The 13,638-nt window shown below is 37.9% G+C and carries 12 protein-coding genes and 1 pseudogene; 12 read left to right on the top strand and 1 reads right to left on the bottom strand.

Annotation, left to right across the window (positions count from 1 at the left end; translation table 11 throughout):
• Positions 1–65 precede the first annotated feature (65 nt).
• Positions 66–378 (top strand): annotated as a pseudogene (locus ABOA58_RS27285) (ParM/StbA family protein); the annotation flags it as partial.
• A 91-nt stretch (positions 379–469) separates the two neighbouring features.
• Here the strand turns inward: ABOA58_RS27285 and ABOA58_RS27280 are convergent.
• Entirely contained in the window at positions 470–718 is a 249-nt protein-coding gene (locus ABOA58_RS27280) for an FAD-binding oxidoreductase (RefSeq protein WP_350300764.1), read from the bottom strand.
• A gap of 408 nt (positions 719–1,126) precedes the next feature.
• Between ABOA58_RS27280 and ABOA58_RS27275 the strand changes: the two genes are divergently transcribed.
• From ABOA58_RS27275 to ABOA58_RS27225, 11 genes are all read left to right on the top strand, one after another.
• Positions 1,127–2,320, top strand: a complete 1,194-nt coding sequence (locus tag ABOA58_RS27275; RefSeq protein ID WP_048680510.1) for a ParM/StbA family protein — start codon at positions 1,127–1,129, stop codon at positions 2,318–2,320.
• Positions 2,321–2,328: 8 nt separating this feature from the next.
• Complete coding sequence (locus ABOA58_RS27270; protein ID WP_350300763.1) at positions 2,329–2,871, top strand: hypothetical protein; 543 nt, start codon at positions 2,329–2,331, stop codon at positions 2,869–2,871.
• A gap of 467 nt (positions 2,872–3,338) precedes the next feature.
• Complete coding sequence (locus ABOA58_RS27265; protein WP_350300762.1) at positions 3,339–5,006, top strand: right-handed parallel beta-helix repeat-containing protein; 1,668 nt, start codon at positions 3,339–3,341, stop codon at positions 5,004–5,006.
• A gap of 196 nt (positions 5,007–5,202) precedes the next feature.
• Positions 5,203–6,375 carry a glycosyltransferase family 4 protein gene (locus ABOA58_RS27260; protein ID WP_350300761.1) on the top strand — a complete coding sequence of 391 codons (1,173 nt, stop codon included), beginning with the start codon at positions 5,203–5,205 and terminating at the stop codon, positions 6,373–6,375.
• 94 nt (positions 6,376–6,469) lie between these two features.
• Positions 6,470–7,594, top strand: coding sequence for a DegT/DnrJ/EryC1/StrS family aminotransferase (locus ABOA58_RS27255; RefSeq protein WP_350300760.1), 1,125 nt, complete (start codon positions 6,470–6,472; stop codon positions 7,592–7,594).
• Positions 7,584–8,561, top strand: coding sequence for a Gfo/Idh/MocA family protein (locus tag ABOA58_RS27250; protein ID WP_350300759.1), 978 nt, complete (start codon positions 7,584–7,586; stop codon positions 8,559–8,561). The genes ABOA58_RS27255 and ABOA58_RS27250 overlap by 11 nt, the downstream gene beginning before the upstream one ends.
• Positions 8,561–9,187 (top strand): PIG-L deacetylase family protein, encoded by a 627-nt coding sequence (locus ABOA58_RS27245; protein ID WP_350300758.1) that lies wholly within the window; start codon positions 8,561–8,563, stop codon positions 9,185–9,187. The genes ABOA58_RS27250 and ABOA58_RS27245 overlap by 1 nt, the downstream gene beginning before the upstream one ends.
• Positions 9,188–9,919, top strand: a complete 732-nt coding sequence (locus ABOA58_RS27240) for a WbqC family protein (protein ID WP_350300757.1) — start codon at positions 9,188–9,190, stop codon at positions 9,917–9,919.
• A 34-nt stretch (positions 9,920–9,953) separates the two neighbouring features.
• The gene (locus ABOA58_RS27235; protein ID WP_350300756.1) at positions 9,954–11,210 is read left to right on the top strand and encodes an oligosaccharide flippase family protein; all 1,257 of its coding nucleotides are present in this window, start codon (positions 9,954–9,956) and stop codon (positions 11,208–11,210) included.
• Between the two features lie 16 nt (positions 11,211–11,226).
• Positions 11,227–12,510 carry a hypothetical protein gene (locus ABOA58_RS27230; protein ID WP_350300755.1) on the top strand — a complete coding sequence of 428 codons (1,284 nt, stop codon included), beginning with the start codon at positions 11,227–11,229 and terminating at the stop codon, positions 12,508–12,510.
• Positions 12,507–13,628 carry a glycosyltransferase family protein gene (locus tag ABOA58_RS27225; RefSeq protein WP_350300754.1) on the top strand — a complete coding sequence of 374 codons (1,122 nt, stop codon included), beginning with the start codon at positions 12,507–12,509 and terminating at the stop codon, positions 13,626–13,628. Before ABOA58_RS27230 ends, ABOA58_RS27225 begins: the two co-directional genes overlap by 4 nt.
• Positions 13,629–13,638 lie beyond the last annotated feature (10 nt).

Genomic DNA, 13,638 nt, shown 5'->3' with positions numbered 1-13,638 from the left:
ATAGAAATCTCTTCTATCGGGAGTGCTCCACCTAATTTTTTCTATGAAAAAGGGGATGTTTTTAGATGAGTTCTAGAATCGCAGCAGTAGACGTAGGAAATGATGCAATTAAAACTATTTTTGGAAAGCTAGAGCCTAAAACTATATATACCAAATGTCATTGCAAAATACATGAAGATCGGCCAGTCATAGGAATCGAAGAACTCGATGTAAAAAACCTTGGAAGGGATACATATTAGAGTCCATTCACCAGCCTTGCAAGACAATAATGCCATTTATCGTGTCGGAAATTTAGCGACAAAAAGTGATAACCCAACAGAACTAGATTTGGGGAGCAGTAAATCAGAGGAGGACCAAACATTAGTATTTGCGTATACATAAGCATCTTGTACATTCAATAGAATGTTCTTCTATCAATCCTTTGATAGCTCCGTTCCTTCAGTGTTGGCCTCATAAAGTATAGTCTGGCCTATTCCTCACTGTGATCAGTAATAAATTGGTCGTAAATCAAGCCGTGCTGGACCGTGATTTTTACGGTTGTGTGGCCTGTTGTTCCATTAAGGGTCTCATCTGCCTCAATGAATGTGGCTTTCACACCTTGCTTGGCTAATAGATAAGCTGAAGTGATACCCGTAATTCCGCCACCAACAATTAAGACATCAGTTGTTATATCTGTTTCTAGCTTAGAAAACGAAGGAAGGATAAAGTGCTGCGCCAATATGGCTACGGATATTGAGGAAGTTCTTTATTTTTTCAGTGATTTTAATATCTTCATACGTTTCATTAGTGGTTTGTCCAATTTATTACCATGACCAAATTCTCCTTTTTTACGCTTTCTTTTATATGAATAAGATTATTAAAAGTTAGTTTTTTGTTTGTTTGCAATATTGTATACATGTAAACGAAAATAGTTGGTTTGTACACAAAAAAAGTAAACATGTTTACAAACAAGTACACATGGCTATATATAACGTGTGTACATATTTGTTCCTAATGTGTACACAAATGAATACAATTCGACAAATAAAGCTACAACTTATGAAGCATTGACTAATATAGAAACCTTTTCTATGCTTAATAGAGTGCTCCACCTAAATTTTTTTTATGAAAAAGGGGATGTTTTTAGATGAGTTCTAGAATCGCAGCAATAGATGTAGGAAATGATGCAATTAAAGCTATTTTTGGAAAGCTAGAGTCTGAACTATATATACCAAATGTCATTGCAAAAGACATTGAAGATCGTCCGGTCATAGGAATCGAAGAACTCGATGAAAAAAACCCATTGGAAGGGTTACATATTAGAGTCCATTCACCAGCCTTGCAAGACAATAATGCCATTTATCGTGTCGGAAATTTAGCGACAAAAAGTGATAACCCAACAGAACTAGATTTGGGGAGCAGTAAATCAGAGGAAGACCAAACATTAGTAATGCTTTTTGCGGCTATTGCATTGGATGCTGCCAAGCAAGGGAATAATGATAAGTTCAAAAAAGTAAATAACGTTGTCGAAGCGAATTATACGCTGGGCACAGGTCTACCTCTTCGGGAAGTTAAGGAAGGGAAAGATGTTGGGTACCGTTCGAAGCTACTGGGATCCGTTCACCAAGTAGAATTTTTAATTACACCTAAATACCAAGGTATTAAGGTTAATATCAAATTTGATGAAGTGAAAGTCTATCCAGAGGGCTTCGCCGCATACATTAATTTAGTCATGGACAATGATCTGAATATCATTAACCGTGAATTGATAGATAGAAGAATTCTCATTCAAGATATTGGCGGACTATCGACAGATATCGCGGTCATTAAAAACCGTAAAGTTGACGATGATAAGGCGCAAGGATTCAATCTAGGAGTAGCTGAGGCTCTTGAATCTATTCGTGAAGAAATCAGAAAAAAACACGGTGTCGAGCTGGATAGCAGACGAGATGTCGTTGAAATCATCACGAAGAAAAACGATCGTAACCATATTATGGTTCGCGGAAGCCGGACAAGCGTCCATGATATCGTCGACCGGATTTTAGGAGAACTTGCGAAAAAGCAATATCGCCATCTGCGCAACGTATGGCAGAAAAACTCGCAAACGGAAATCTGCTATTTTGTTGGCGGAGGTTCGATTGTCTTGAAAGATTACCTGAAAACGCTCAATCAGAATTTTGATGGCTACAATATAGACTTTTTTGAAGATGAACGGGAAAGCGTTTGGATGATGGCCAACGCCTATTATAAATTGATTTCGGATTTTAATCGCCGGAATTCAAAGGAACAGCAGCAATCCCACCAAAAGAAGAAAGAACAAAGATCAGGTGCTGTTAAATAGGTGAGAGAATGAAAAAAACAGCTTCTTCTGAAATCAAAAGAGGACAAGCCATCACTTTTCGTATCCCTTCAGATGTATCAGATTATACGTTAAGGCAGCTGCAGAAATTAAAGGAAACGGAAAGAAGGAATTTTTCCAGTAAAATTGCCGAGTATGTTCTCGATGGAATCGGACAATCGACCCATCAGGAACGGGAAATGATTGCCCTGCCCATGCCGAACAAGCTTAGCAAATCTCAGCGTGACTGGCTCAAGCATTCCCACTCAGAAGCTATGCTTGGAACGATTATGTACCATCTTTTATCCGATCCTTTACGCGCAACAGCCTTGCTAGCCTCATTAAACAGCAATGTAATTAATGAGGAGATTTATTTGCAGGATGAGCCCGAAGAACAGGATAATGAAGTGGTGCAGGCAGAAATATCTAAGAAAGATTTGGATGACTTTGATTGGAGTTTGGAAAAAACCACGCAACAAGTGGAGGAACCAGAACCTGAAGAGGAAAATCTTGATGATCTTCTTGGTGATTTTCTCGATCAAATGAACCAGTGAGTGAACATATAGGAGGATATCTGACTACAAGTTGGATATCCTCCTTTTTCTTTGCGGGGGTTATAAAGAATGACACATAAAAAAGAGTATATCAAGCTGCAGCCTTTCCCGGCCAACATCGGGGAAAGGCTTTTTCTTTCGAATGAGAGATTACCCCCCTTGTAATCGCCGGACACATTCCTTCTCTTTTCAATAGTGGCGCAAGGAGGTTTGTTTTCCCATCACAATCCGGTTTACCCCTGAGCTATTGAAGGTTTTTTGTATGGGAAAATTGGCCGTACGTTTAAGCTACTGTCCCAAGATTAACACAAGATATGTTGATTTTGAGAAATGCAAATCTCACTTCCCTTGTAAAATTAGATATGCACCCCTTCCTTTCCAGGCCGACTATGGTGTCTTTGTCACCCAGCCCCTGAAGTATGTAAAACAACTGCCGAAAAATGAATAAGAGACATGGGAGTTTTCAGATGAAATATCTATATAAAATTACAGGAATATTTACCGTGTTACTCATGACGTTCTTCTCCCTTCAGTCAACTGCCGTCGGGGCAAACGAGGTCTGCAGTCCCACAACGGGTACCGCGATTCAGTTATTGGACAATAAAGGGGAGTTAAAACAAACGCTGTCACTAGACGCGAACCATTCCGCCACATCGATCCGGAAAATCCTTAACAATGCCATTACAAAGGTTTCAGCCTATCCGCAAGATGTATCGAATGGGAAAAGGGGAACGGTCCGTTTGTCAAAAGGCCAGTTTACGGCGAGTGCGTTTATTGCAATGAAAGAAGGGGTCACTTTAGAAGGGACGGTGGAGAACGAAAGAACCGTCACGACAATGTGTACCCAGCCCTCAAGCGATTCTGTCACCATTAAAATCATGGTGAGCCATACTGGTGTCAAAAACCTGATACTAGAAGGAAAGCGACGGACGGAAGACCCCAAAACTGGGAAACCGAGAAATTATTTTGAAGCAAGGAACAGGGGCATCGAGGTTACTGCAATCGATCAATCCAAATCCACGTCGGATTTGGTGTCTGTCTATTCGGCTGTAAATGATTTGCACAGGCTTCAAAATATCCTGATCGAAGATGTTCAAATCACCGGGTATGAAGGATATGGCATTTACTTAGAACATGTGAATGGAGTCATGATTAAAGGGTCTGATTCAAGAAAAAGAAACAAAATGATCATAAAGGATATTGGATATGCAGGCATCGGCGGTTATTCTGCGAGTAACGTGACTGTAAGGCATGCGACAGTGATAAATCTTGGACCCGGGGAGACGGTGGGCAATACCAAACAAAGCTATGGCATCGCCTTTAGTCACCGGAAAGACAGTGCCGGAGATGCAATAACTCAATCAAAGTTCCCGCGAAGTGACACAATCGCAGTCGATGGGAATGTGGTGGCGAACAACCCAGGATGGGAAGGAATTGACACCCATTCAGGCCAAAATGTTTCCTTCACGAATAATGTCATCTTAAACACGCGTTTTCCAATCATTGTCGGCGGAATGGATTACAAGGGAGGAGCTATCTCAGCTTACCCACCCGGCAATATTACGATTGAGGGGAATAGAATCAATTCTTTTAATGATTATGCGTATTACGATATAGATAAAAATGCAACAGTCAGCGAACGGGGCATTACAGTCAACGGAACGCAATACCATGATCTTACTGAAACAAAGATGGGCTTCCTGCAAAAGGTCGTGATTAAAGGCAATTATGTGAATGATGTCCGGGCTAATGTCGAGGAATGGGGAGGCATCAGTATTCATGTGACCAAAAATGCCCTTATTGAAAGCAATATCATTGAAAATAGCCTCAACAATGGGATTGCGATGCTTAGCTCCAACAAGTTCACCAAAATCAAAGGAAACATCATAAACCAAATTCATAAATCCGATGAAAAGTTTATTTCAGCGGGCATTGGTATCAGAGGATCGCATAATAACGGCAGCCCTACAAATGATTATGCCTTCACCTCTTTGAACATGAAAAATAACGGTATTGAAAGGGATAACATATTTACCGAAGTTGGGCCTGAAATCCATGTACAAGACAAAACGGTTTATAACCGCCTGGATGACTGGATTGCCATTACGGCCTTCCTTGAACTGGAACAAACCTAATGTGATGAAAAAGCAGGAGTAAGGAATGGCTGTATAAGATGCTAGTGGGTTTCAAAGTTAAAACGCCCCATTCTAAAAAAGGGACAAGCCTCACCTATATTAAGTGTTACATTTGTTTTCTGGGGTGAATGCAATAGGGAAAGCATTACTCTGTAAGTCAAATTGAATCACAGTGGGTAAAAGAGGAAGTGAAAAAGTGAAGATTCTTTATTTGCATCAATATTTCAATACCGATAAAGGCAGTACCCGATCTTATGAAATAGCTAAATTTTTAGTCTCTAAAAATAATAAAGTCACCATCATCACCGGAAATTCCATAGATTCGCGTGAGGGAATAAAGATCATATCAACCAAAACTAAATATAAACAAGAATATAGTTACCTGAAAAGATTATTATCGTTTATTCATTATATGTATAAGAGTTTTTTCATTGGGGTGAAGGAGAAGGAGGTAGAGGTAGTTTATGCTTCCTCGACCCCTTTGACAATTGGATTGATAGGTATGCTCCTTGCTAAGGTAAAGCGCAGCGAATTTGTGTTTGAAGTAAGGGATTTATGGCCAGATATACCTATTGAGCTGGGAATCATCAGACATGAATGGTTAAAGAGAATTTTATTGAAGCTAGAAAGCATTATTTATTCTTCGGCTGATAAAATCATCGTGCTTTCGCCTGGGATGAAGGAAGATTTATTGAAAAAAGGAGTTAAACGGGAAAAAATTGCTACGGTTACTAACTTTGCGGATATAAACTATTTTTCTCGAATTCGTTCCGAAGATAAAGAAGAAGCATTGGATAAATTAGGTTTAAAAGCGAAGTTTATCTGTTTATATGCAGGCACATTAGGATTTATCAATAATATCGATTATATTTTACAGCTTGCCGAAAAGACGGATGACCCCGATATTGTCTACCTAATTGTAGGGGATGGAAAGGAAAAAGAACGCTTAATTCAAGTGAAAGAGAGCAAAAAATTAAACAACGTCATTTTCTTGGATCAGGTATCTAAAAAAGAAGCGTACTTATTGATGGCCGTATCTCATATAGGTCTGTGTTTTGTACGTGATTATGAAATATTGGATAGGAATAGTCAAAATAAACTTTTTGATTTTTGGGCAGCCGGAAAACCAACATTAATAAACTATAAAGGCTGGCAGCATGAGGTCATGACAAAATATGATGCAGGTCACGGTTTTGAATATAGTGAAGAATCAAAGATGATAGAGTATGTAAAATCAATGAAAAGTGACAAACAAATGTATCTGAAAATCCAAGAAAATATAAAACGTTTAACCCTGAATTATGAGAAAACCAAATTGATTTCAAAACTGGAGAGAACACTGTCGGAATTGATTGTTAATGATCATTGAATAATCAAGTTCCTCTTGAACAATGGTGAATATTTGTCTGCATCTCACTTAACGTCTATTGAAAGATCTAATTTTGGAAAAAGGATGGAGTTCCATGGAGACTATCGTAAATACAAAGCCAGTGATAACAGGTTGGGTAAAACGGGAATACCTTAAGAACATTGAGCGCATTTTGGATTCTGGCAGGCTAATTTTAGGTGAGTATACTCGAAAATTTGAAGAAAGCGTCAGACAATACAGTGATTCTAAGTATGCTGTCGCACTTTCCAGTGCCACGGCTGCCATTGAAATTATTTTAAAATATCTAGATGTTGAAGACAAAGAAGTGATCATGCCAAGCAATACGTTCATTTCTCCAGTATATGCGGTGAAAAATGCGAAAGGAAGAGTCGTTCTTTGTGACATTAATTTAGAGGATTTCAATTTGGATTTAAATAGCCTGAAGAACGCCGTGACTCCTAAAACGAAAGTTGTCTTAATTACGTATATTGCCGGAAAGATCCCTGATAACATCTTTGAGATTAAAGAGTTTTGTGATGAGAATGATCTTTATCTAATCGAAGATGCTTCACATGCTTTTGGTGCCACTATAAATGGATATAAAGCAGGTACAATTGGATTTGCTGGGGTTTTTTCAATGTACCCCACTAAAATTGTTACAAGTGCAACAGGGGGTGTCATTACTTCGGACGATATAGATTTAATCAAATACTGTGAGTTGTTAAGGCACCATGGGAATGAAAATGGTGCAGTCAACCAAGTATTATCCGGTGACATGCTTCTCAGTGAATTTAATGCATTGCTTGGTTATCTGCAAGTTCAGGAAGCTTATGGGATGATCCAGGTCAGGCAGGAAATCTTCAGTTTCTATAAGGAGACTTTGAAGGATATTTTTCATGAACACGGTCTTTACTTCCAAGCTTCATCTGACCACAATATATCTTCATTTTATAAAATTATCGTCATGTCTAAAAGCAAAGAGCAATGCGAGAAATTTAAAAAGCATTTAAAAGAGTCTCATATAAGCACCGGGCATTGTTATGGGGTCCCATTGCATTTACAGCCCACATTATTGGAGGAATATCCCCTGGCATCTCTCCCGAATGCCGATAGATTTCGTGAATCTCATTTCACGTTGCCATGTCACTTGGATTTGTCTGATGAGGATTTGAATTACATTGCAGCTAAATGTAAACAGGTAGTGGAACATGGCGATTAAAAATAGGATTGGAGTGGTGGGCTCAGGTTCAATAAGCTGTGCCATGATTGATGCCATTAATGAAAGTTCAAATGGAGAGGTAATGGGAATTTGGGGGAGAAGATTTCATTTTGCCAAGAAGCTTGCAAAAGAAAAAGGAGTGTCTAAAGTTTATGGATCCCTGAATGAAGTGTTTGAAGATGATGAGCTGGATACTGTTTATATAGCCACTCCAAATGCTTCCCATTATGAACAAGCGTTAGCAGCCATTGAGCATGGAAAGAACGTTATTGTGGAGAAAACGGCATTCATGACAGCCGATCAGGCCAATCGGGTTTTCGATGCAGCAGAAAAACGAAATGTTTTTGTGTTTGAGGCAGTAAGATCCATTTATGAACCCAACTTTCAAATTTTAAAGAATGCTATTAAAAAGTTAGGGAAAATCCATGGGGCAACCCTAAAGTACCAAAACTATTCCAAGCAGTATTCGGCCTTATTAAAAGGGGAGAAAGCTCCACTTTTCGATGAAAATCATGGTGGCGGGACATTAAGAACGATTGGAATTTATCCTATTTATGCGGCCATTCAATTATTTGGTGTTCCCGTTAAAAGTTATTATTTTAAACAACTGATCGTAAAAAACATTGATTTAGGCGGTACGTGCATTTTTGAATATGAAGATTTTAAAATAACGATGTTGATTTCAAAAATTAACTTAACGAATGATTCAATATCGGAAATTTACGGAGAGAACGGAACCTTGCGTTTTCACTCGTTATACGATATTCGCACAATAAGTTACCGCAGTATCATTAATGACATGGAAGAAACGTTAAGTGAACCTATCAGTGATAATAGTTTGCTTTATGAAATCACTGAATTTTCAGAATGGATTTTAATGAAAAATGTAACGGCCTACATGGAACAAAAGAACATTGCGCTTAAAGCGATATCTATCATTGAACAAGCTTTAAATGGAGGAACATGATGAAAAAAATATTGCTAGTAACAGCACACCCAGATGATGCGGAAATTAGTATGGGCGGTACCATTCGTAAGCTGTTGAACCAAGGACATTACATTATCAACATCATATTTTCCATCCCTTCGAATATCGAGGTCAGGAAACAAGAGGCAATAGAGTCATCAAAGAATTTCGGATATGAGGTACAGTTTTCTAAGTACTGTGAGGGTAATAACGTTGAGGATATCCCTTTTCATAAATTAATAAAAGAGCTCGACGATATCATCGAAAAGATGGATCCGGACGAAGTCTACACACATTGGATGAATGACAGTCATCAAGATCATCAAAAGTTATCAAAGGTGGTAAGAAGCTGTTTCAGGAAAAAACAATTCACCATATATGAATTCGAACAAATCAACCAAAATAATAACATCGCTGCCAATCAATTTCACCCGAATATCTATAGTGATATTACAGAGTTCATGGAAGATAAAAAACGTATGATTACCATGTTCCAATCACAGCTAACCGGTTATATGGGGCATTATTTAGTGAATGCGGAGCATATCGGCAGTTGGAGGGGTTCCCAAGTGAATTGCAAATACGCGGAGACATTCCTATTAATTTTTTCAAAAGAGGTTTTGTAGGTGGAAAAAAAGAAGATAGTCACAATTCACCAGCCCAATTTCTTGCCTTGGATTGGTTTGATTCATAAGGTTTTTCAATCGGACGTTTTTATATATTTGACCGATGTGAAATACTCTTCAAGTAATTTTCAAAATAAAACATATATTCTAGGTGCTGATGGAAAAGAGTCAAGGCTAACTGTACCGCTTCAAAAAAAGCCTGAAATGTTACATGAAAAATTAATCAGTTATCATTCCCCAAATCAAAAATGGAAAAGGAATCATTTGAAGCAAATATCGGAAGTTTATAAAAAAACTCGGCACTTTCAAGATTTTTTCCCGCTGTTGGAAGAAGCATATCAAAAAGAACACGCTTTGTTAGTCGATTTAAATATTCATTTATTTGAATTGATTTTAAAGTATTTAAACTATGAAGGAGAAACACACCTTTCCAATGATTTTAACACTTCCTTTGGAAAAACAGAGAGATTAGTTAGCTTAATTAAGCAAACCGAAGGTACATGCTATTTAAGCGGGAAAAGCGGAAAGGATTACTTGGAAGAAGAATTGTTTCATAAAGAAGGAATTGAAGTCGTTTATCAAAAGTTCATACATCCCGTGTATTATGTGAAAAATGAAAAAGAATGTGTAAAAAATTTATCGATTCTAGACTGGATCATGCACGATCCGGCGGATCAAATAAAAGAAACGTTAACGAAAGATAAATTAGGCAAATCAGAACAATGTAAATGAGTATATCAAATAGAGATGTGGCGTGGTTGAAAATATGAAAATAAAAAATGAATTTATAAATAAAATCCTTTTATTATTAACAGGGAATTCACTGGCACAGCTTATTCTATTCGCAAGTTCTCCCATACTGACAAGAATATATACACCAGAAGATTTTGGGGTGTTTTCAACCTATACGTCACTATTGGCCATTCTCATATCATTTTCATCTCTTTGTTTAGAAAAGGCGATTCCTCTAGAAAAAAACCATAGTAATATGGTTCACTTGATGTACATTAGCATGTTTACGATTGCCGTCGTTTGTATCCTGAATATAGGTTTGGGCTTCCTTAATCTATCATTATTTCGATTATACGGTATAGAAGCTTCGATTATGAATGACCTTTTGCTTTCAATTGGCCTGTTTTTTGCTGGAATCTATCAAGTGATGAGCTACTGGATGTTAAAAGAAGATAAGTTTAAAGGACTAACTCATTCTAAACTGCTTCAATCGATTAGCAATGTAACAAGTCAGTTCTCACTTATTTCCATTAATCATGTGACTCCAGGAATTGGTTTAATAGCGGGTGATATGATAGGACGGGGAATAACCCTTGTGTACATTTGGCGATATTACTTAAAGCGAATGCATTGGCCAAAAGTGAACTATAGGAGAATCGGTTATTTGCTTAAAAAATATGAGAAATTCGCCAAATACTCCACATGGTCAACCCTCTTAAGTTCCTTATCTCTGCAAATCATTTTTTTGTTATTGATGCGTCTATACGGACCTGACGTGACAGGGCATTTTTCCATGGCTTCAAAAACGATAGGTCTGCCCATTACGATGGTGGGAGCGAGTATTTCGACAGTATTCTATGCCGAAGTGGCAAAAAGCATTTCAAATGAACCAGGAAGAGTTTTACATTTGTATAAGAGCATTATTACTAAAACGGCCATGTTAGGTGTGCCGTTAATGGCAATTTTGGCATGGATAGCACCCGGTGTCTTCAGCTTTGTTTTTGGAGAAGAGTGGCGTGTTTCCGGTGAATATGTGACATTGATGTCATTTATGTTTATAAGTCAAGTGATTGTCATGCCGGTTTCTCAAATATTGTATTTAGCCAAAAAACAACGGACTCAACTCTTATGGGATGTTTCAAGGCTGTTACTGTCATCGATTGGAGTACTGGTCATTTTCATTTCAGGGGGTTCAGCTAAAGCAGCCATTTTATATTTTAGCATTTGTATGGGGGCCAGCTACTACTTTTTTGCTCTCCTTGGCTATAGGGCGATACATTCCATAGATTGAGAGGATATCTAAAAAAATGAAGCTGATTCAACTGGGTCTGGTAGGAATATACGTCTGGTTACTGGATATATCCTACGTTTACTTTATTTCCCCTGAATATGCTTATATGGGGTATATATATCGGCAACATCCAAGTGCAGTCATGATAGTGATTTCCATGTTTTTTATTATATTGCCAGTCATATTCATAAAAAAGGAACTGGATAAGCCGTCGGAACTCGTTTTCTGGATTTTGTATTTTATTGTCTATATACCGGTAGTATGGGTTCCGAACTATTTATTTACGCTGCAGCCTGATTTTATATATACGAATGTTCTTTTGTTTTTTTGTTTACTTATCATTGGGAATGTAAATAGATTGCCAGCCATGAAGTTTACACCTCCTAATGTTAATCTCGGTCTATTAAAAATCATTTTTGTTATAACATTATTGATTTTTTTTCTTTACATTTTCAAAGTTTCGGGGGGAATTAGTCTAAAGCCTCCTATAAATTCTGAGGATATCTATGATAAGCGAATGACCTTTCGAACAAAACTAACCCCTCTTGCAGGCTATATTATACAGTGGCTTGCAAAAGTATGTAATCCATTGGTCGTGACCATTGGATTATGCAAAAAAAAATATACCTATGTGGTTATCGGACTAGGGCTGCAATACCTTTTGTACACCGTCAATGGCTTGAAATCCACTCTTTTATCGACTGGATTATTAATCATTGTATTCATTGCTTTTCGGAAGAAGGGAAGGGATTTTTCCATACTTTTTTGTATAAGTCTTTGCTCGCTGTTAGGCATCAGCATTTTTCTAGATTTTATCCTTGATCAGGCATATTTTTCTAATTTGTTTGCCAGAAGGATGATCATCACACCGGGCTTGCTGACAAGCTATTATGTAGACTTCTTTTCAACCCACCCAAAAGCCTTGCTATCGTATAATATTTTAGAAAAATTCATAGATCCTGTTTATGACAAGAGTCCGCCATACATTATCGGTACAGAGTACTTTGGCCGACCAGAAATGGCAGCCAATGCCAATATGTTCGCCGATGCTTTTGCTAATTTCGGTTATATTGGATTCTTGGTTTATACAGTGATTTTAGCAGCGATATTATGGTTTTATGATAGCCTTACGCAAAATGAAAAGTGGCAAGGTGTCGGCATAATCCTGTTTGTTGTACCTGCATGGTGTTTAGCGGATACTGCGCTTACCACAACGTTTGTGACAGGCGGGATGTTTTTTACTTTCGTTATCATGTATTTATTGTTAGGGTCAGATTTACAAAAGGGAGATAACAGATGAAGTTATTTTATAATATTAGTTCGGTGCACCCATGGAATGATACGAGGATTTATTTTCGGCAAGCCTTCTCTTTTGGAGAAACGGGAATGTACAAGGTGAAGCATATAGCGATTGAAAATAACTTGATCCCTGAAAATATCCCTGCCAATATCGAAGTTGAACTGTTGCCTAAGAAATCCAGGGAAGGGCGAATGTTGAATTGGATTGCTCTTTACTGGAAGATTAAGAAGGATAAACCTGATGTGATTCAGTTTCATGATCCGGAGCTGCTGATTTTAATGAGCATCATTAGGAGGATTCCCCGTTATCATCCAGTCATTGTTTATGACATGCATGAAAATGTACCAAAGGTCCTTATGAGAAAAAAAATCCCCGGAATTGCATTGAGTATGTATCGTCATTTGGAGAAACGATTGCTAAGGGCATGCAGCGGGGTCGTGTTTGCAGAAATGACGTATAAAGAGGATTATCGATTCTTAACTTGTCCAACAACAGATGTTTACAATTACCCAAAAATTCCTGAAATGAAAGAAAACAAAGGAAAAGAAGATGTTTTCACCTTTATCTACCTTGGAAGCATCTCTGATATACGTGGCGGGGAAATCATGCTGCTTCTTGCAAAAAGATTAGTAGAATTAAAGAAAGTGTTTCATATGAAAATAATTGGAACGGGCAGGGAAGGATACATCGGAAAATTGAAAACATTCATCCTGGACAACGGCTTGGAAGATTATATCAGTCTAGAGGGTGTAATGGCCTTTGATAAAGCATTCGAGTCTATCCAGAAAGCACATGCAGGCATGGCATTTTTAGTTCCTGATCCTAATTTCATGGGTGGTAAAACAACAAAGTGTTTTGAATATATGGCCGCTGGCATTCCATTTATGGTCTCTGATTTTCTTATTCAAGATGTACTGGATAAATGGTGCTGTGGAGTGTCGGCCGATGTAGCAAACATGGATGATATGGTTCAAAAAGCGGTTTATTTACTGGAATCCCCTGAGGAAGCCGCGAACATGGGGGAACGAGGAAAAGCTGCATATAGACAAGAATATAATTGGGAGAATGAAGAGGAAAAACTACTATCTCTGTTTGATGAATTAAATTCATGCTCCTAGGAGGTTTGGT

This window comes from Peribacillus frigoritolerans (assembly GCF_040250305.1).
Classification (GTDB): Bacteria; Bacillota; Bacilli; order Bacillales; family DSM-1321; genus Peribacillus.
Note: the sequence above shows the minus strand (reverse complement) of the source record. Positions and strands in the feature narration are given on the sequence as shown.

Excerpts from the sequence above, each read along its gene's own strand:
- ABOA58_RS27230 (WP_350300755.1), top strand. The coding sequence starts at position 11,227 with ATGAAGCTGATTCAACTGGGTCTGGTAGGAATATACGTCTGGTTACTG.
- ABOA58_RS27250 (WP_350300759.1), top strand. The coding sequence starts at position 7,584 with ATGGCGATTAAAAATAGGATTGGAGTGGTGGGCTCAGGTTCAATAAGC.
- ABOA58_RS27235 (WP_350300756.1), top strand. The coding sequence starts at position 9,954 with ATGAAAATAAAAAATGAATTTATAAATAAAATCCTTTTATTATTAACA.
- ABOA58_RS27265 (WP_350300762.1), top strand. The coding sequence starts at position 3,339 with ATGAAATATCTATATAAAATTACAGGAATATTTACCGTGTTACTCATG.
- ABOA58_RS27275 (WP_048680510.1), top strand. The coding sequence starts at position 1,127 with ATGAGTTCTAGAATCGCAGCAATAGATGTAGGAAATGATGCAATTAAA.
- ABOA58_RS27270 (WP_350300763.1), top strand. The coding sequence starts at position 2,329 with ATGAAAAAAACAGCTTCTTCTGAAATCAAAAGAGGACAAGCCATCACT.
- ABOA58_RS27245 (WP_350300758.1), top strand. The coding sequence starts at position 8,561 with ATGAAAAAAATATTGCTAGTAACAGCACACCCAGATGATGCGGAAATT.
- ABOA58_RS27225 (WP_350300754.1), top strand. The coding sequence starts at position 12,507 with ATGAAGTTATTTTATAATATTAGTTCGGTGCACCCATGGAATGATACG.
- ABOA58_RS27255 (WP_350300760.1), top strand. The coding sequence starts at position 6,470 with ATGGAGACTATCGTAAATACAAAGCCAGTGATAACAGGTTGGGTAAAA.